Genomic DNA, 17,941 nt, shown 5'->3' on the forward strand with positions numbered 1-17,941 from the left:
TCATTGTTGCACTCTCATCGTTCATGTTTGTACGAGGTGAGGGATGGACTGGAGTGACATGCGGGTCTTCCTGGCGATTGCCCGCAGCGGCTCTTTGGGCGGTGCTGCCAAACAGTTGGGTGTCAGCCACCCGACAGTGGGGCGACGCTTGCAGGTACTTGAACAGGGCAGCGGGCAGCCGTTTTTTCTTCGGACTGCCCAAGGGTTGGTACTGACCGACAGTGGTGAAAAGATCCTCAGCCTGGCGCAAGAGATGGAGCACAGTGCGCTGGCCATCGAGCGGCGCATGGCGGGTGACAGTGCCCAGCCTGAAGGTCTGTTGCGGATTTCATCTGCGGACTGGTTTGCCTGTTACGTCCTGTCCCCGGTCCTGAGCGAGTTGGCGCGACGTTACCCTTTGATCGTCCCTGAGGTTATCGCCGGGCATCGGCTATTTGACCTGTCTCGCCGCGATGCGGATATCGCTTTTCGTATCGTCCCCTTCACAGAACCCGACATCGTTCACCGCAAGCTGACAACCATGCCCTACGGCCTGTATTCGGCCGTTGGATTACCTGTGCCGAAGCCCCAGGGTGAAGGCCTGGGTTTGATCACCATGAACATCGCCCAAGCCCACTACCCGGATGTGCAATGGTTGCAGCAGCGTTATCCGCTTGCCCGGACCGTGTTCACCAGCAGCAGCCGCACGGTTCAGGCCCAGATGTGTGCGCAAGGCTTCGGCGTGGCAGTGCTGCCGCGTTCGCTTGGCGACCAGGTGCCTGCACTCAAGCTGCTTGATCCGGATGAGCCGCCACCGGGCCGTGATATCTGGATGGGGTATCACCAGGACATGCGGCAGATGGACAGGCTGCGCGCGCTCGCCGACCTAGCGTCCAGCATGATCGGCTCCGAGTGAGGGGTGGGCCGGTCCACTCAGCTTGGGCGCACCCTTGATGCATCCGGTATGGGCGCAGGCTGGCGCGCCAGGGTGACGCTCAGTCCCGCGCCCAGGGCCAGGCACGCGGCAATACACAGTATGGACATGGTGAAGGCGTGAGTGATGGCCGCCGCGTCTGTGCGCGCGCCTAGCAAGGTATAGAAAATACCGCCGATCAACGCGACGCTCAGCGACGTACTGACTTGCAACGTGGAACTGGTAATACCTGCAATCATGCCGGAGTAGGCCGGCGCCACGCGCCCCGTGACCATTCGCATCAATGTTGGCATGGCGAGCCCTTGCCCGAAGCCGATCACAAACAGGATCACCGCAAGCAGCAGGGATGGCGGAGTGACGCCGGTCGGTGTCACCAAGACAAGCCAGGTCAAGGCCAGCAACCCGACGACCTCCAATCCCATGCCTGCGCAATTTACGTAAGCGCCTAACAAGCGCCTGCCTTGCGAAGTCGACAACGGCCCAAGCAGAAATCCCGTGCCGAATGGCAGGAAGATCAGCCCCGCGCTGAGTGCGGTTGCATGCAGTGCGCTCTGCAGATACATCGAAAACAACAAGAAAAACACACCGATCGAGTAGAAGGACAGGGCAACCAGCAGCGCTCGACCCAGCCCCGGCGCCTGCAGCGCGGCCGGGTCGAGCAACGGTGCGCCACCGACCAGGCGCAAACGCGTTTCGTATTGCCAGAACAACCAGGCCAACAACGGCGCGGCAGCAATTGAAAGCCATGACCACAGAGGCCAACCCGCTTCACGCCCTTCGATCAATGGCACGATCAGCGCGCCCAGCGTCATCATCGACAGCGCCGTGCCGCCCAGATCCAGCTTGCTCGCATGGCGGGCACGCGTTTCCCTCAGTGCGGGGATGCCAAACAGAATGACCAGCAGTGCAATCGGCAGATTCACTAGAAAAATCGCCCGCCACCCCATGCCCATCAGATTGAGCGAAATCAAGATTCCGCCCAGAGCCTGGCCGATCACCGACGCCAGACCAAAGACAGCCCCATAGAGGCTGAGCGCCAAGGGCTTTTCGGATTCCGGGAAAATCGCCTGCACCGAAGCGAGCGCCTGGGGCGCCATCACCGCGGCCGTGATGCCTTGTAGTGCACGACCGCTGATCAAAACCCAAGGCGAAGAGGCAAGCCCGCATATCAGCGAAGCTGCCGCGAAACCTATCAAGCCGAGGAAAAACATCCGCCCGCGACCGTAAAGATCGCCGAGTCGTCCGCCGGTGATCAACGTGACGGCATAGAGCGCGGCATATGACGAAATGACCAACTGTTCGGCGGAGGAGGAGGTGCCTAGCTCCTCTTGAATAGACGGTAGCGCGACATTGACGATGAAGAAGTCCAGAGGTGGCAGAAACGCGCCGACCAACAGGATTGCGAACATAAACCAGCGTCGCCGTTCGGCTGGCATCACTTCGATCTGAGACATAAGGTGTGTCCTGTTTGAGACCGTAGGGTTCCCAAATTTATTAGAGGCCTGAACACCCATCGGGCAGACGCAGCGTGTACCCGATCAGGCATCCACGGCGTCCAGCATCACTTGAGGGCGCCTCGGGCTGTTTGAATGACTCATCGGCACAATCTCTTGGATTTCGGGGCATTCCCAGAGCCGATCGGGTTCAAAACTAAACGATTCATCGCCGGATTTCGCCGCACAAATATGTACGTCCGGCGTTCAGTTATGGCAGTGCCGCTCACCCCGAATGACTCCCACAATAGGGCCATTGTTATGTCAATGATCCACACAACCACCGCCGAGGAGTCAGGTATGTCAGGTAAATTCAGTGATCAAGTTGCCGTTGTGACGGGCGCTTCCACCGGGATCGGATTTGCGATTGCGCAGGCGTTGATTGCCGAGGGGGCAAGGCGCGTTTACATCACCGGACGTTCATTAGGCACGCTCGAGGCAGCGGTCGCCACGTTGGGCAACAAGGCGGTTGCGGTCCTTTCCGATGTATCACGTCAGTCCGATCTTGATGGCCTCAGGGCGACAATCGAGGCGCAGGGTGATCAGTTGGACGCGGTATTTGCCAACGCGGGTATCTGTGAAAAAAATCCGCTGGGCGAGACCCAAGAAGCCACGTACTACAGCGTTTTCGACATTAACGTGAAGGGTGTCTTCTTCACTGTCCAAACGCTCTTGCCGTTGATGAAAGACGGCTCGTCAGTGGTCTTGACGGCCTCCATCTGCTCCAGCAACGGTATGGAGGGGCTGAGCCTCTACAACGCGTCCAAGGCAGCAGTGCGGTCCTTTGCACGCACTTGGGCGAATGAGCTCAAAGGCCGCAAGATTCGCGCGAATGTGTTGAGCCCTGGCTTCACCCGCACCCCGCTGATGGATAACGGTTTGAAAATGAGCGAAACCGAGATCGACGCGCTTCGCCAATACGTCGAGCAGATCACCCCTTTGGGCTACATGGCCCAACCAGAAGAGATCGCTAGTTCAGCCCTGTTCCTGGCGTCCGCCGATGCCAAATATGTCAACGGCGTTGAGCTGATGGTCGATGGCGGTCTTTCGCAAATCTAGAGAATTGCCGGCTGAAAAAGCCGGAAGGAAAACGCTGCCGAGCGCGCCTGGTATCCACCAAGGCTTCACGGCGTGCCCGCAGCGCTTCGATCTACACATTGGCTGAGTGCACAGTTGGCCGCCGTGCACTTCACCGCACGCTTAACGGAACGCGGGCACCACGTGCTTGATAAACAGCTCCAGGGATTTTTTCTTCTCGGCGTGGGGCAGGCTGTTATCACACCAGAAGCTGAACTCGTCGACGCCCAGTTCCTGGTAGTACTGGATGCGCGGGATGATTTCTTCCGGTGTACCGATCATCGCGGTCTTGTGCAGGCTTTCCAGTTCGAATTCGGGGCGCCCGACGAATTTCTCTTCCGGGCTTGGATCAAGGAAGCCGTTGACGGGCACGGTTTTGTTACCGAACCACGCATCGAAGGTGCGATAGAACTTCGAGATCGCCTTGGCCCCGACTTTCCAGCCTTCGGGGTCATCGACTGCGTGCACGTGGGTGTGGCGCAGCACCATCAATTGCGGGCGCGGCACGTCGGGGTTGTTGTCGAGGGCGGCCTGGAATTTGTTTTTCAGGTCGAGGACTTCTTCGTCGCCCTTCATCAACGGGGTGACCATCACGTTGCAGCCGTTGGCCACTGCGAAGTTGTGGGAGTCGGGGTCGCGGGCGGCGATCCACATCGGCGGGTTGGGCTGCTGGATCGGCTTGGGTACGCTGGTGGAGGTGGGGAATTTCCAGATATCGCCGTCGTGGGCATAGTCGCCTTTCCACAGGGCGCGCACCACCGGCACCATCTCGCGCAGCGCCTGGCCGCCGCTTGAGGCGGGCATGCCGCCGGCCATGCGGTCGAACTCAACCTGGTAGGCGCCTCGGGCCAGGCCGACTTCCATGCGCCCGTTGCTGATCACGTCGAGCAGGGCGCATTCGCCCGCCACGCGCAGAGGGTGCCAGAACGGCGCGATGATGGTACCGGCGCCCAGGTGAATGGTGGTGGTCTTGGCCGCGAGGTAAGCCAGAAGCGGCATCGGGCTTGGCGAGATGGTGTATTCCATGGCGTGGTGTTCGCCAATCCACACGGTGCTGAAGCCACCGGCCTCAGCCATCAGGGTCAGTTCGGTCAAGTCTTCGAACAACTGGCGATGGCTCACACTCTCATCCCAACGTTCCATGTGTACGAACAGGGAAAATTTCATGACGCTTACCTCGGATCTATTGTGATCGGCCTGTCGACTGCGGGCCCTTAAGTACTCTCGCCTGGGTGAAGCGTGCCGGTGAAAACGGCTGTTCGGCGGGTTGATTGTTGGTATACCATAATACGGAATATCCGCAAAACTTTTCTCTCCAACGGTTACACCCTCACCTCACAAGGAAGGCGAGCTCGATGAACATAAAACAAAAACTAATCCTGGCCTTTGCGGTGATTGCCAGCCTACCGGTGATTCTGGTGGCTGTGCTGATCATCCTCAATGTGCGCCATGAGGCACGGGACGGCTTTGTCGACAGCAGTGGGCGCGAGATTCGCCAGGTCGACAACGCGATGCAGCTGTTTTTCGAAGGTATCAGCCAGAACGTCGCTTACCTGGCCGCGCATCCGCAGTTACAGGCGATCAATGCCGATGTGAAACGCTACCTGGCCAGCGATGCCGCGCAAATCGCTCCCGGCGCACGCGACCAGCAACTGTTCACCTTGTTTGAGGGGCTTGCCAAGAGTCATTCGGCCTATACCTACCTGTCCCTGGGCACCGAGGACGGTGGCTACGTGTTCTGGCCCGGCGACCCCAAGCTTGCCAGCTACGACCCCCGCACGCGGCCCTGGTACAAGACGGCCATGGCGCAGCCGGGCAAGACCCTGCGCACCGAAGCCTATTACTGGGCCGCCGACGATGTGGTGCTGGTCAGCACCGTGCAAAGTTTCAATGACCAACAGGGCAAGGCGAGCGGGGTGGTCAACATCGACGTCTCCCTCAAGCAACTGACCGACCTGGTCAAGCAGATCAAGCTGGGCGAAAGCGGCTACCTGATGCTGATGGAAGCCAACAACACCGTGCTGGTCGACCCGCATGACCCGTCCCACAATTTCAAGCAGTTGGGCCAGTTGGGTGAAGGCTATCGGCAGTTGAGCGAGGCCGGCCAAGGCCTGGTGCAGGTCGAGTTGGCGGGTGAGCGCTATATGGCCCTGGTATGGCCGTCCAAGGCCTTGGGCTGGCGGTTTGTCGGGCTGGTGCGCGAGAGTGAAGTGATGGCCGGCGCGGCACGCCTGACCTGGCTGATCGCGGGCATCGCACTGGTGTGCGGTGTGTTGTTCGCGGTGGCGGGTGCGTGGTTTGCCGGGCTGATCGTCAAGCCAATTCGCGGCGTGGCCAGTGGCCTGGAAAGCATCGCCCAGGGCGAAGGTGACCTGACCGCGCGCCTGGCAGTGAAAGGCCGCGACGAGACGGCGCAGCTCGCCGGCTGGTTCAACCAGTTCCTCGAAGCCATACGCACGTTGATCCAGCGCATCGGCCAGGCCGCCGGGCAGATCCACAGCAGCTCTGGCAGCGCCACCGACGTGTCGGTGGAAATGGCCGACGTCGCCGAGCGCCAGCGCGAAGCAGTGGATATGGTCTCCACGGCGTTTCATGAAATGGTCGCCACCTCCAACGAGGTCGCACGCTCGTGCAGCCAGGCGGCTGACTCGGCCGACAACGGCCAGCGCCAGGCCCATACCGGGCAGCAGCAAATCGACGCGGCGGTGAGCAGTGTCGGGCGCTTGAGCGAAGAGATCGGCCATTCTGCCCAGGCCATGGAGCAGTTGGAAAAAGACAGCAACGACATCCAGTCGATTCTCGGCACCATCCGCTCCATCGCCGAACAGACCAACCTGCTGGCGCTCAACGCCGCCATCGAAGCCGCGCGGGCGGGCGAACAGGGCCGTGGTTTCGCGGTAGTGGCGGACGAGGTGCGCGCCTTGGCCAAGCGCACGTCAGACTCCACCGGCGAGATCGACGGGCTGCTCGGCAACCTAGCACGCCGCACTCACCAGATGGGCAAGCAGATGCACGCGAGCCTGGAGGTGTCCCAGGAAACTGTGGTGTCGATCAATGAGGCGCGGGCCAGCTTTGGCCTGATCCGGGAGTCGGTAGACGTGATCCGTGACATGAATACCCAGATCGCCACCGCCGCTGAAGAGCAGCATCAGGTGGCTGAAGACATCAATCGGCATATCAGCCAGATTCACGGGGACGCACAATTGGTGGCAAGCCTGGCCGATGCCACGCGCCAGGATGCCCAGCAATTGACGGCGTTGTCGCAGACGTTGAATCAGTTGGTCAGTCGTTTCCGTACCTGACCACCGCCGCTTGCTTTTATTTGAAATGCAAAAAAGGTGAGAGCGGGCTTGCTCGCGAATGCGGTGTGTCAGTCACTGAATGCATCGACTGAAAGACTGCCTTCGCGAGCAAGCCCGCTCCCACATTTTGATGTGTGGTGCCTTCAAATAGGGGTATTAGGCCGGCAGGGGCAGGGCGCCCATTTTGCCGTGGCAATACACCAGTGGCCCGGCGTTCTGCTGGGGCACGATCAGGTTCTTGACCGAACCGACCATGATCGCGTGGTCGCCGCCTTCGTATTCGCGCCACAACTCGCACTCGATCACTGCCGTGGCATTGGCCAGGATCGGGTTGCCCAGCTCGCTCAAGGTCCATTCAATGCCCTGGGCCTTGTCCTTGCCCTTGCGCGCGAAGGCGTAGGCTTCGGTCTGCTGCCCACCGGAGAGCACGTGGATGGCAAAGCGTTTGTTCTTGATCAACACCGGGTACGAGTCGGAGCTGTAGTTGGGGCAAAACAGCACCAGCGCCGGGTCCATCGACAGCGAGCTGAAGGCACTGGCGGTCAGCCCGACGATCTGGCCGTCGTCGTCCAGTGTGGTGATCACGGTGACCCCGGACGGAAAAGAACCCATCACTTGTTTGTAGATGGCGGCATCGATCATGGGGCGGTCCTCTTAGGGTAGAGCGGTTTTTATGAATTTGTAGGTCTGATGGTATACCGTAATACGAACGATGCAACAGCTTTTTAAGCCAGCCGATGAACGTCTGTCTTTGGTCTTATAACCAATAAATACGGGGGTTTTGCCATGAGGTGAGGTGAAATCCTGTGGCACAATTACGGATCAGATGCGCGCCAGGACTACGGATCAGTCTTGTGAAAATGTTGGAATACCATAATATGGTCTTCATCTGAGGGGCGGCCATGAAGCGTCCCCGGTATGGCGTCAAACAACTATAAGATCAGACAAACGCGAGTTCATTTCCATGCCCCAGATGTCCCGGCAAGATCCCCTGATCGAGAATCACACGGTCGATTACGTTCCTCCCGCAGAGCGCCATGGAAAGGCCCGCGACCTGTTCACTTTATGGTTCAGCACCAACATCGCACCGCTGCCCATTGTCACCGGTGCCATGGTGGCCCAGGTGTTCCATCTCAACCTGATGTGGGGGCTGCTGGCGATTGCCCTCGGGCATATGCTCGGCGGCGTCGTGATTGCCCTCGCGTCGGCCCAGGGCCCGCGTATGGGTATCCCGCAGATGGTGCAGAGCCGTGGGCAGTTCGGCCGTTATGGCGCGCTGCTGATTGTGTTCTTCGCGGCGTTGATCTACATCGGTTTCTTCATTTCCAACATCGTGCTGGCGGGCAAGTCCATCGTTGGCATCGTGCCTTCGGTTCCGGTGCCGGCGAGTATCCTTATCGGCGCCCTCAGCGCCACGGCCATCGGCGTGATCGGCTACCGCTTTATCCATAGCCTCAACCGCATCGGCACCTGGGTGATGGGCAGCGCGTTGCTGGCCGGCTTCATCTACATCTTTGCCCATGACCTGCCGGCAGACTTCTTCACCCGTGGCGGCTTCAATGCCGCCGGCTGGCTAGCCACGGTGTCGCTTGGCGTGATCTGGCAGATCAGCTTCTCACCCTACACCAGCGATTACTCGCGCTACCTGCCGGCAGATATCGGCATTACCCGGCCGTTTATCGCGACCTACCTGGGCGCGACCCTGGGCACCATCTTGTCCTTCGCGTTTGGCCTGGTTGCGGCGCTGGCGACGCCGGAGGGCACCGAAGCCATGGTCGCGGTCAAGCAAGCCACCGGCTGGCTAGGCCCGATTTTGATGGTGCTGTTCCTGCTCAACATCATCAGCCACAACGCCCTGAATCTGTATGGCGCGGTGCTGTCGATCATCACCTCGATCCAGACCTTCGCCAGCCAGTGGACGCCGAGCATCAAGGTGCGCGTGGTGCTGTCGGGCGTGGTCCTTGCCGGTTGCTGCCTGGTCGCGCTGGGCGCGTCGGCGGACTTCATCTCGCAGTTCATCGGCCTGATCCTCGCCCTGTTGCTGGTGCTGGTGCCGTGGGCGTCGATCAACCTGATCGACTTCTACATCATCAAGCGCGGCGCCTACGACATTGCCTCGATCTTCCGCGCGGATGGCGGGGTTTACGGGCGGTTCAACCTGCATGCGATCGTCGCGTATTTCATCGGCATCATCGTGCAACTGCCGTTTGCCAATACATCGCTGTATGTGGGGCCGTGGGCCAACCTGGTGGAAGGCGCGGACCTGTCGTGGCTAGTGGGGTTGGTAGTGACGTGTCCGCTTTATTACTGCCTGGCGACACGTCCACATACCCAGAAGGTCAGGGCCGCGCGGTTGGGCTACTCCGACTGATCGTGTGCTGAACGTTATTGGTCTGATTTATCACGATTCAAAAGTGGGAGCGGGCTTGCTCGCGAATGCCGAATGTCAGTCACTGGATGTATGGGCTGACACACTGCATTCGCGAGCAAGCCCGCTCCCACCTGTTTAACCGGGATCGACATCTGGATCGAGGGTGTGATTTACGCACGCGATACTTAGGCAAAAAAAGGCCGCCACAACCCGACGTTGTGGCGGCCCAAGGGTGACTCAATGAGCGCCGGCGGCCTTGTTCAAATCGCTCTCCGTCCACTCGGTATACACACACGCATCCGCCGTGGCCCAGCGTACGCGCACTGGGTCGCCAGCCTTGAGCGGCATGCCGGCGGCAGACAGCGCCTTGACCGTCATCGAGGTACCGCCGAGGGTTTTCACCGTGCAGGTCTGGCTTTCGCCGAGGAACAGCACTTCACCGACAATCGCCGACACTTCGTTCCAGCCCGCCGTCAAAGGTTGTTCAGCAGCCTGTTCCGCGCTCAGCGCCAGGGCTTTTTCCGGGCGTACCATCAGCAGCACCTCCTGCTCGGTGTGCAGGCCGCTGGTCAGTCGGATTGACAACGACTGCCCTTCAAACGACGCCGCCGCATTGCCCTGGGCCTTGAGCTTGAGGAAGTTGGAGTTGCCGAGGAACGAGGCGACGAACGCATTCGGCGGGTTCTGGTACAGGTCGAACCCACTGCCCAGGCCGACGATCTTGCCGTGGCTGAAAATCGCGATGCGCTGGGACAGGCGCATGGCTTCTTCCTGGTCGTGGGTCACGTAGACGATGGTGATGCCCAGGCGTCGGTGCAGTTGGCGCAGTTCGTCCTGCAGGTCTTCTCGCAGTTTTTTGTCGAGGGCGCCGAGAGGTTCGTCCATCAGCAGGATGCGCGGTTCGTACACCAGTGCCCGGGCGATGGCGACCCGTTGCTGCTGGCCGCCAGACAGTTGCGAGGGGCGGCGGTGGGCGAACGGTTCCAACTGCACCAGCTTGAGCATGGCGTCGACACGCTTCTCACGCTCGGCGCTGGCCAGTTTGCGGATCGCCAGGGGGAACGCGATGTTGTCGCGCACCGACAGGTGCGGGAACAGCGAGTAGCGCTGGAACACCATGCCGATGTCGCGCTTGTGCGGCGGCACATTGACCAGCGACTGGCCGCCTACCAGGATTTCGCCGCTGCTTGGCGTTTCGAAGCCGGCGAGCATCGACAGGGTGGTGCTCTTGCCCGAGCCGCTGGAGCCGAGGAAGGTGAGGAATTCACCGTCCTTGATGTCCAGCGAGAGGTTGTCCACGGCGGCGAATTCGCCGTAGTACTTGTTCAGGTTGCGCAGGCTGACCAGGGGTTGGCCTGGGTGCTGGGCGGGGTCTTTGATCACTGCACTCATGTCTTAATCCTCGGCGCTCAAGCGCGGGTTTCAGTGCGTCGACGAGCGACGGCGGCAATCACCATGACCAGCACCGACAGGCCGATCAACAACGTCGAGGCGACGGCGATCACAGGCGTCAGGTCCTGGCGCAGGGTGGTCCACATTTTTACGGGAAGGGTTTGCAGGGTAGGGCTGGCCATCATCACGCTGAGCACCACCTCGTCCCACGAGACCAGGAAGGCGAACAGGGCACCGGCCACCATGCCAGGGCGTATCGCCGGAAAGGTCACCTTGAACACCGCCTGCACACGTGACGCGCCGCAGATGACCGCCGCGTCTTCAATCGATTGGTCGAACAGCTTCAGCGAATTGATGATCGAGATGATGGTGAACGGCAGCGCAACGATCACGTGGCTGACCACAAAGGCGAACATCGTGCCGGTGTAGCCGAGCTTGAGGAACAGCGCATACACCGCCACGGCGATGATCACCAGCGGCACGATCATCGGCAAGGTGAACAGACCATAGAGCAGTTCGCGGCCGGGGAAGCGGCCACGCACTAGGGCAAACGCGGTGGGCAGGCCCAACGCGACGGCGAACACGGTGGTCAGCACCGCCACCTTGAGGCTGGCCATCGCCGCGTTCATCCAGTCGGCATTGGAGAAAAACTGACCGTACCATTTCAGCGTCCAGCCCGGCGGCGGGAACACCAGCCACTGGGATGAACCGAACGACAGCAGCACGATAAACACGATCGGCAACAGCAGGAATAAACCAATCAAGCCGGTGGTGGTATAGAGGCCCAAGCGCATCCTGCGGCTCATGGTATTGGGAGTCAGGAGCATGACAGCTTACCTCGCGTTGCTGGCGCCAACCGGGGATTCCGGCTGGAGCTTCAGGTAGAAGTAGAACAGCACCAGCGTGATGAAAATCAGCAATGCCGCGCCGGCACTGGCCAGGCCCCAGTTGAGGAACGATTGCACCTGCTGGATGATGAACTCGGGCAGCATCATGTTCTGTGCACCGCCAAGCAACGCCGGGGTGACGTAGTAACCGAGCGACATCACGAACACCATCAAGCCGCCGGAGAACAGCCCCGGCCGGCACAGCGGCAGGAATACGCGCAAGAAGTTGGTCCACGGGCTGGCACCACAGATGGCGCCGGCTTGCAGGATCATTGGGTCGATGGCCTGCATGGTCGCCTGCAGCGGTAGCACGATGAACGGGATCATGATGTAGCTCATGCCGATGACCACGCCGGTGAGGTTGTGCACCATTTCCAGCGGTTGATCGATGATGCCCATCGCCATCAGCACTTTGTTGATCACGCCGGAGGCTTGCAGCAAGACCAGCCAGGAATAGGTGCGGGCGAGCAGGCTGGTCCACATCGACAGCAGCACGATATTCAGGATCCAGCGCCCCCATCCACGTGGCACCAGGGTAATGACCCACGCCAGCGGGAAACCCAGCAACAGGCTGAACAGCGTCACCAGGCCCGCCACCGAAAAGGTATTGAGCAGCACGCGCGCGTACGCCGAGTTGGCGAACAGTTGTTCATAGTTGCCCAGGCCCGGTACCGGCTCCAGCACGCCACGCAGCAGCAGGCCGATCAATGGTGCGAGGAAGAACAGACCGAGGAACAACAGGGCCGGGATCAGGTTGCTCGACCCCCGCCAGCGCTGCGCCAGGGACGGCGCCCGACTGTTGCGGGAAACCGTGCCGGCAGCGCCGAGGGCGCTCCCGGTCGGCGTGGTTGCCGTCATTATCATTTGACTAGCCATTCATTCCACCGTGTCGCAATGGCCGGGCCGTTCTTGGCCCAGTAGGCGAAATCGAGGGTGATCTGGTCCTTGGCATACGCCGTCGGCAGGTTGGGCGCAAGGACCGAATCCAGGCGCTGTACGCTGTCGATGTTCACCGGTGCATAAGCAGTCAGGTTAGAGAAGTCGGCCTGGCCTTTGGCGCTGCTGGCACTGGCCAGGAACTTCATCGCGGCGGCCTTGTTCTTGGTGCCTTTGGGCACCACGAGGACGTCGGCCATCACCAGGTTCTGCTTCCAGCTTACGCCCACGGGGGCGCCATCTTCCTGCAGGGCGTGGATGCGGCCGTTCCAGAACTGGCCCATGCTGACTTCACCGGAGGCCAGCAGTTGTTGCGACTGCGCGCCGCCGCCCCACCAGACGATGTCTTTCTTGATGGTGTCGAGCTTCTTGAAGGCGCGATCCAGGTCCAGCGGGTAGAGCTTGTCGGCGGGGACGCCGTCGGCCAGCAGTGCCAGTTCGAGCACGCCGGGGCTTGGCCATTTGTAGAGCGCACGTTTGCCGGGGTAGGTCTTGGTGTCGAACAGCGCGGCCCAGTCCTGCGGCTTGCCGGCGCCGAGCTTGCCTTCGTTGTAGCCGAGCACGAAGGAGAAGAAGAACGAGCCTACGCCATGGTCGGAGACGAAGCGCGGGTCGATCTTGTCGCGCTGGATCACCGAGAAATCCAGGGGTTCGAGCAGCCCTTCGGCGGCGGCGCGCAAGGCAAAATCAGCCTCCACATCCACCACGTCCCATTGCACGTTGCCGCTTTCGACCATGGCCTTGAGTTTGCCGTAGTCGGTCGGGCCGTCCTGTACCACGGTGATGCCGCTGGCCTTGCTGAATGGGTCGGCCCACGCCTGCTTCTGTGCGTCCTGGGTGCTACCGCCCCAGCTCACGAAGTTGACGCTTTCGGCCGCCATGGCGGCATGGCTGGCGGTGGCCAGCAAACCCGCGAACAGGACTGCGCTGATACGTGTGTTCAACACCATTTTTACGCCCTCATTGTTGTGTTTATGAGCGGGGCTTTTGAGTGCCCGCCTATCGGGAGCAGTCGGTGTGGATGACCCTTGAAGGGTCATTCAACCTATGGGATATCATATTATGGTATTCCAAACTTTGTGCAAGCATTTTGCCATACCGGCCATCTGGCCGACGTCACTCAACGAACGGAATGCTCTCCACGACTTCCAGGTCATAACCGGTCAAGCCCGCGTATTTCAGCGGCGGGCCGAGGTGGCGCAACTGGCCCACGCCGAGGTCTTGGAGAATCTGTGCACCGGTGCCCACTTCCGAGTAAATCCGCGACTGCGAGCGATTGAACTGGCGTGGCGCCTGGGTCAGCTGCGGCACGCGCTCCAGCAATGCCTGGGACGATTCATGGTTGGCCAACACCACTACCACGCCGCTGCCTTCTGCCGCGACGCGTTGCAAGGCCGCCCACAGGGTCCAGTTGGACGGGCCGCTGTAGTCGGCGCCGACCAGGTCGCGCAGCGGGTCGATCACATGCACGCGGACCAGCGCAGGCGTATCGCGATGCAGGTTGCCCATGACCATCGCCATGTGCACGCCGCCGTCGATGCGGTCTTCGAAGGTGATCAGGCGGAAGGTGCCATGCACCGTGGGCAAGTCACGTTCGCCGATGCGCACCACGGTGCGTTCGGTGCTGAGGCGGTAGTGGATCAGGTCGGCGATGGTGCCGATCTTGATGCCGTGCTTGCGCGCAAACACCTCAAGCTCAGGTCGGCGGGCCATGGTGCCGTCGTCGTTCATCACTTCGACGATCACCGAGGCCGGTGCATGCCCGGCCAGGCGTGCCAAGTCGCAGCCAGCCTCGGTGTGGCCGGCTCGGGTCAGCACGCCGCCGTCCTTGGCGCGCAACGGAAAGATATGCCCTGGCTGCACAATGTCCGCAGGCCCGGCGTTGATAGCCACGGCTGCCGCCACCGTGCGCGCGCGGTCGGCGGCGGAGATGCCGGTGGTCACGCCGGTGGCGGCTTCGATGGACACGGTAAACGCGGTGCTGAACACACTGCCGTTGCTTGGCACCATCTGTTCCAGGCCCAGGCGCTGGCAATGTTCATCGGTCAGGGTCAGGCAGATCAGGCCACGGGCTTCGCGGGCCATGAAACTGATAGTCTCGGCGGTGCAACACGCCGCAGGCAGCAACAGGTCGCCTTCGTTTTCCCGATCTTCGTCGTCAACCAGGAGCACCATCTTGCCCTGGCGATAGTCTTCGATGATGTCTGCGATGCTGTTGAAAGACATTGGGGATGCTCGGTCTGTTGGTTGTATGTATTATGGTATACCACAAAAACTCAACAAGAGGATGTCGTGATGAAGGCCTACTGGATTGCCCACGTGGATGTGTCCGATGCAGAGCAGTACACGCAATACACCCAACGCGCGCCGGCGGCGTTTGCGAAGTTTGGCGGGCGCTTCCTGGCCAGGGGCGGGCGCAGTGTGGCGCTGGAAGGCGGGCCGGCACGACAGCGCAATGTAGTGATCGAGTTTGATAGCTACGAACAGGCCGTGGCGTGTTACGAATCGGCGGAGTACCAGGAGGCGAGAGCACACCGCGAGGGCGCGGGACACGCGCAGATCATTATTGTTGAAGGGCTGGCACCCTAGGTCTATCAGGCCAAGGCAGCTCGAATCTGGGAGCAGGCATGCCTGCGATGCAGGCACCTCGGTAGATCAGCATAGGTATCTACACAACGTTGTAACCCCCAACACTCACCACGATGCGAAGCGAGCCGCTCTTGCTCTTGCTCTTGCTCTTGCTCTTGCTGTTGATCTCAGGCGCCCCATCAAACACGCTGGCCGGAATTCGACAGGGATTTGGGGGGTAAACCGGTAGGGATGCCGGTTTAGCCGCCCCGCGCCATGGATGGCGCGTGGCGGCGGCCCCTCAAATACCTGTCGGATTACGGGCACACCGAGCCTAGGCGAGGTGCCGAGTGTTGGGGCAAGAGCGTTTTGCTTACTTTTGCGCTTTTCAAAAGTGAGCCGCCGTAAGGGCGGAACCCATAGCAGCCGTTACCCAAATAACGGATATGTACCCGGTCAGATCCAACATCCAGGTCGGCTGTCAGGCCGCCTTCGCAGGCAAGCCAGCTCCCACATTTGGATCGTGGGGTGACAGTTGAATTGTGGTCGGCTGTCGGGCCGCCATCGCTGGCAAGCCAGCTCCCACATTTTTGGATCGCGGGGGGGGGCAGTTGGAGGGTGGTCGGCTGTCAGGCCGCCTTCGCAGGCAAGCCAGCTCCCACATTTTTGGATCGCGGGGGGGACAGTAGGAGGGTGGTCGGCTGTCAGGCCGCCATCGCAGGCAAGCCAGCTCCCACATTTGGATCGCGGGGTGACAGTTGAATTGGTCGGCTGTCGGGCCGCCATCGCTGGCAAGCCAGCTCCCACATTTTTGGATCGCGGGGGGGACAGTTGGAGGGTGGTCGGCTGTCAGGCCGCTTTCGCAGGCAAGCCAGCTCCTACAGTTGGATCGCGGGGTTACAGTTAGAGGGTGGCCGTCTGGTAGGCCGTCTTCGCAGGCAAGCCAGCTCCTACAGTTGGATCGCGGGGTTACAGTTAGAGGGTGGCCGTCTGGTAGGGCGCCTTCGCGAGCAAGCCCGCTCCCACACGTTGACCCGGTTCCGCCTGAAGGTCAGCGAATAAAGTGGATCCTGCCGCTGTCGTCATTCCCGATATAAATGCCATACACCCCCGCCTGGCGTTCCTCGATATACCGCTCGAGGATCTGCCGGATCGCCGGGTAGTAGATGCTGTCCCAAGGGATATCCTCGGGCGCAAAGAATTTGTAGTCGAGGGTTTCCGGCCCGAACTGGCCGGTGACCTCCAGCGCGATGGCGCGAAAGATGATGTACACCTCGCTGATCCTGGGCACGCTGAAGATCGAGTAGGGCGAAAGGATCTCCGCGCGTACGCCGCTTTCTTCCCACACTTCACGCAACGCGGCCTGCTCGGTGGTTTCGCCACCTTCCATGAAGCCTGCGGGCAGGGTCCAGGTGCCGGGGCGGGGCGGGATCGCCCGTTGGCACAGCAGGTATTTGCCGTCCTGCTCGATGATGCAGCCGGCGATGATCTTGGGGTTGATGTAGTGGATATAGCCGCAGCCCCGGCACATCAGGCGCTCATGCGTATCGCCCGGTGGCAGCTGGTGACTGAGGTCACTGCCGCCGCACGTCGGGCAAAAGCGTGGGCTGGGCACGGTCAATGGCCTATGCGGGGTTCTTTGAGGGCGATGGGCAGGGTGATTTCCGGGAGCTTGCCGGTTTCTTCCTGCTTGCGCTTGAGGTAGTCCAGGGCCACGGCGGCGGCGGCGCGCACATGATCGACACAGGCTTGGTGGGCGGCCAGGGGGTCACCGCTCTTGATCGCCTGGACCATGCGTTCCATTTCCTGGTTACTGTCGCCACGGCGGTTTTCCTGGGACACCGAAGTGGCGCGCAGGTAGCTGATGCGGGCCTGCAACTGGCGTAACTGGGTGGCGGCCACGTGGTTGCCGGAGCCTTCGAGCAATACGTCGTAGAAGCCCTGTACCGAGTCGATGACCTGTTGCAACTCGCCATCCTTGAGGGCCTTGCGGTTTTCCTCCAGGGCTTTTTCCAGGGCCTTGATGTCCTTGGCCTTGGCGCGCAGGGTGAACAGCTGCACGATCAGGCCTTCGAGCACGCAGCGCAGTTCGTAGATATCGACGGCATCGGCCAGGGTGATGATCGCTACCTGCGGACCCTTGGCATCGGCAAACTCCACCAGGCCTTCGGATTCCAGGTGACGCAAGGCTTCGCGCACCGACGTGCGGCTGACGCCAAGGCGGTCGCAAAGGTCGCGCTCCACCAGGCGGTCACCCGGCAGCAGTTGGAAGTTCATGATGGCGCTGCGCAGTTTCTCCAGCACGATTTCGCGCAGGGTAACTGGGTTGTGATTGACCTTGAAGCTGTCGTCGAGTGGCAGGCGTTTCATGGGGTCTGCTCTGAATGTGGCGGTTAACTGGAGGCCAGGGGCGGCTGCGCCGATTGAGGCCGAAATCGTGCCGAAGTTTATCATGCTGCGTTCTTTAAGCGACAAACCCTCGCGGCGCCCGCCATCCGGCCCCCGGCGCTCCTCACGCCAGCGTGGGCAACGGGCCCAGCTTGCCTTTGTGGTAGATCATCGGCGTGACCGGCTGCGCAGGCAGGATCAGGTTTTTCACCGCGCCGACAATGATCGCATGATCACCGCCGTCATATTCGCGCCACAACTCGCATTCAATGATCGCCGTGGCCTTGGCCAGCAGCGGGTTGCCCAACTCGCTCAAATGCCACTCGATGCCCTTGGCCTTTTCCTTGCCTTTGCCAGCGAAGGCATAGGCCTCGGCAGTCTGGTCAGCCGACAGCAGGTGAATCGCAAAGCGCTTGCTGTCGCGCAGGATCGGGTAGGTGTCCGAGGCATAGTTGGGGCAGAACAGCACCAGGGCCGGGTCGATCGACAGCGCGCTGAATGCACTGGCGGTGATGCCGACGATGCCGCCGTCCGGGTCGAGGGTGGTGACCACCGTGACCCCGGATGGAAATGAGCTCATGACGTCTTTGTAAATGCCGGGTTCGATCATGGTC

At 61.0% G+C, this 17,941-nt stretch carries 15 protein-coding genes and 2 pseudogenes; 6 read left to right on the top strand and 11 right to left on the bottom strand.

From position 1 onward, the window contains the following. The first annotated feature begins 43 nt into the window (after positions 1 to 43). Positions 44 to 895 carry a LysR family transcriptional regulator gene (locus CWC48_RS22120; protein WP_078049177.1) on the top strand — a complete coding sequence of 284 codons (852 nt, stop codon included), beginning with the start codon at positions 44 to 46 and terminating at the stop codon, positions 893 to 895. Between the two features lie 17 nt (positions 896 to 912). On the opposite strand, the gene CWC48_RS22125 is transcribed toward CWC48_RS22120, so the two are convergent. Beyond that, a complete protein-coding gene (locus CWC48_RS22125) occupies positions 913 to 2,367 on the bottom strand; it encodes an MFS transporter (protein ID WP_100490318.1) in 1,455 nt (484 codons plus the stop codon). A 339-nt stretch (positions 2,368 to 2,706) separates the two neighbouring features. On the opposite strand from CWC48_RS22125, the gene CWC48_RS22130 reads away from it, so the two are divergent. Next, positions 2,707 to 3,465 (top strand): SDR family NAD(P)-dependent oxidoreductase, encoded by a 759-nt coding sequence (locus CWC48_RS22130; protein ID WP_100492441.1) that lies wholly within the window; start codon positions 2,707 to 2,709, stop codon positions 3,463 to 3,465. A gap of 141 nt (positions 3,466 to 3,606) precedes the next feature. Here the strand turns inward: CWC48_RS22130 and CWC48_RS22135 are convergent, their stop codons facing one another. Next, entirely contained in the window at positions 3,607 to 4,650 is a 1,044-nt protein-coding gene (locus CWC48_RS22135; RefSeq protein ID WP_099492788.1) for an LLM class flavin-dependent oxidoreductase, read from the bottom strand. A gap of 344 nt (positions 4,651 to 4,994) precedes the next feature. On the opposite strand from CWC48_RS22135, the pseudogene CWC48_RS30920 reads away from it, so the two are divergent. Further along, a pseudogene (locus CWC48_RS30920) lies at positions 4,995 to 5,927 on the top strand (cache domain-containing protein); the annotation flags it as partial. A gap of 261 nt (positions 5,928 to 6,188) precedes the next feature. Then, positions 6,189 to 6,785, top strand: a pseudogene (locus CWC48_RS30925) (methyl-accepting chemotaxis protein); the annotation flags it as partial. Between the two features lie 156 nt (positions 6,786 to 6,941). Here CWC48_RS30925 and CWC48_RS22150 read toward each other — a convergent pair. Beyond that, positions 6,942 to 7,427 (bottom strand): flavin reductase family protein, encoded by a 486-nt coding sequence (locus CWC48_RS22150; protein WP_078049173.1) that lies wholly within the window; start codon positions 7,425 to 7,427, stop codon positions 6,942 to 6,944. A gap of 322 nt (positions 7,428 to 7,749) precedes the next feature. On the opposite strand from CWC48_RS22150, the gene CWC48_RS22155 reads away from it, so the two are divergent. Then, entirely contained in the window at positions 7,750 to 9,156 is a 1,407-nt protein-coding gene (locus CWC48_RS22155; protein WP_100490321.1) for a cytosine permease, read from the top strand. Between the two features lie 237 nt (positions 9,157 to 9,393). On the opposite strand, the gene CWC48_RS22160 is transcribed toward CWC48_RS22155, so the two are convergent. The 5 genes from CWC48_RS22160 to ribBA form a co-directional block, all read right to left on the bottom strand. Beyond that, a complete protein-coding gene (locus CWC48_RS22160; protein WP_100490322.1) occupies positions 9,394 to 10,548 on the bottom strand; it encodes an ABC transporter ATP-binding protein in 1,155 nt (384 codons plus the stop codon). Between the two features lie 17 nt (positions 10,549 to 10,565). Continuing rightward, complete coding sequence (locus CWC48_RS22165; RefSeq protein ID WP_100490323.1) at positions 10,566 to 11,375, bottom strand: ABC transporter permease; 810 nt, start codon at positions 11,373 to 11,375, stop codon at positions 10,566 to 10,568. 6 nt (positions 11,376 to 11,381) lie between these two features. Next, a complete protein-coding gene (locus tag CWC48_RS22170) occupies positions 11,382 to 12,311 on the bottom strand; it encodes an ABC transporter permease (protein ID WP_371857048.1) in 930 nt (309 codons plus the stop codon). Beyond that, positions 12,296 to 13,321 carry an ABC transporter substrate-binding protein gene (locus CWC48_RS22175; RefSeq protein WP_100490325.1) on the bottom strand — a complete coding sequence of 342 codons (1,026 nt, stop codon included), beginning with the start codon at positions 13,319 to 13,321 and terminating at the stop codon, positions 12,296 to 12,298. Before CWC48_RS22175 ends, CWC48_RS22170 begins: the two co-directional genes overlap by 16 nt. A gap of 166 nt (positions 13,322 to 13,487) precedes the next feature. Continuing rightward, on the bottom strand, positions 13,488 to 14,597 hold the full coding sequence (ribBA, locus tag CWC48_RS22180; RefSeq protein WP_078049167.1) for a bifunctional 3,4-dihydroxy-2-butanone-4-phosphate synthase/GTP cyclohydrolase II: 1,110 nt from the start codon (positions 14,595 to 14,597) through the stop codon (positions 13,488 to 13,490). A 69-nt stretch (positions 14,598 to 14,666) separates the two neighbouring features. Between ribBA and CWC48_RS22185 the strand changes: the two genes are divergently transcribed. Continuing rightward, entirely contained in the window at positions 14,667 to 14,960 is a 294-nt protein-coding gene (locus tag CWC48_RS22185) for a DUF1330 domain-containing protein (protein WP_100490326.1), read from the top strand. Between the two features lie 1,030 nt (positions 14,961 to 15,990). Here the strand turns inward: CWC48_RS22185 and CWC48_RS22190 are convergent. The 3 genes from CWC48_RS22190 to CWC48_RS22200 form a co-directional block, all read right to left on the bottom strand. Beyond that, positions 15,991 to 16,554 (bottom strand): NUDIX hydrolase, encoded by a 564-nt coding sequence (locus CWC48_RS22190; protein WP_100492442.1) that lies wholly within the window; start codon positions 16,552 to 16,554, stop codon positions 15,991 to 15,993. A 2-nt stretch (positions 16,555 to 16,556) separates the two neighbouring features. Further along, positions 16,557 to 17,309: a GntR family transcriptional regulator gene (locus CWC48_RS22195; RefSeq protein WP_078049157.1), complete on the bottom strand. Its 753-nt coding sequence runs from the start codon at positions 17,307 to 17,309 to the stop codon at positions 16,557 to 16,559. Positions 17,310 to 17,451: 142 nt separating this feature from the next. Then, positions 17,452 to 17,937: a flavin reductase family protein gene (locus CWC48_RS22200; protein ID WP_065905749.1), complete on the bottom strand. Its 486-nt coding sequence runs from the start codon at positions 17,935 to 17,937 to the stop codon at positions 17,452 to 17,454. Between the last annotated feature and the right edge of the window lie 4 nt (positions 17,938 to 17,941).

It is taken from the genome of Pseudomonas sp. S10E 269, from assembly GCF_002798465.1.
Lineage (GTDB): Bacteria > Pseudomonadota > Gammaproteobacteria > Pseudomonadales > Pseudomonadaceae > Aquipseudomonas > Aquipseudomonas pergaminensis.

Excerpts from the sequence above, each read along its gene's own strand:
- CWC48_RS22120 (WP_078049177.1), top strand. The coding sequence starts at position 44 with ATGGACTGGAGTGACATGCGGGTCTTCCTGGCGATTGCCCGCAGCGGC.
- CWC48_RS22185 (WP_100490326.1), top strand. The coding sequence starts at position 14,667 with ATGAAGGCCTACTGGATTGCCCACGTGGATGTGTCCGATGCAGAGCAG.
- CWC48_RS22175 (WP_100490325.1), bottom strand. The coding sequence starts at position 13,321 with ATGGTGTTGAACACACGTATCAGCGCAGTCCTGTTCGCGGGTTTGCTG.
- ribBA (WP_078049167.1), bottom strand. The coding sequence starts at position 14,597 with ATGTCTTTCAACAGCATCGCAGACATCATCGAAGACTATCGCCAGGGC.
- CWC48_RS22160 (WP_100490322.1), bottom strand. The coding sequence starts at position 10,548 with ATGAGTGCAGTGATCAAAGACCCCGCCCAGCACCCAGGCCAACCCCTG.
- CWC48_RS22200 (WP_065905749.1), bottom strand. The coding sequence starts at position 17,937 with ATGATCGAACCCGGCATTTACAAAGACGTCATGAGCTCATTTCCATCC.
- CWC48_RS22170 (WP_371857048.1), bottom strand. The coding sequence starts at position 12,311 with ATGGCTAGTCAAATGATAATGACGGCAACCACGCCGACCGGGAGCGCC.
- CWC48_RS22125 (WP_100490318.1), bottom strand. The coding sequence starts at position 2,367 with ATGTCTCAGATCGAAGTGATGCCAGCCGAACGGCGACGCTGGTTTATG.
- CWC48_RS22130 (WP_100492441.1), top strand. The coding sequence starts at position 2,707 with ATGTCAGGTAAATTCAGTGATCAAGTTGCCGTTGTGACGGGCGCTTCC.
- CWC48_RS22195 (WP_078049157.1), bottom strand. The coding sequence starts at position 17,309 with ATGAAACGCCTGCCACTCGACGACAGCTTCAAGGTCAATCACAACCCA.
- CWC48_RS22150 (WP_078049173.1), bottom strand. The coding sequence starts at position 7,427 with ATGATCGATGCCGCCATCTACAAACAAGTGATGGGTTCTTTTCCGTCC.
- CWC48_RS22165 (WP_100490323.1), bottom strand. The coding sequence starts at position 11,375 with ATGCTCCTGACTCCCAATACCATGAGCCGCAGGATGCGCTTGGGCCTC.
- CWC48_RS22155 (WP_100490321.1), top strand. The coding sequence starts at position 7,750 with ATGCCCCAGATGTCCCGGCAAGATCCCCTGATCGAGAATCACACGGTC.
- CWC48_RS22135 (WP_099492788.1), bottom strand. The coding sequence starts at position 4,650 with ATGAAATTTTCCCTGTTCGTACACATGGAACGTTGGGATGAGAGTGTG.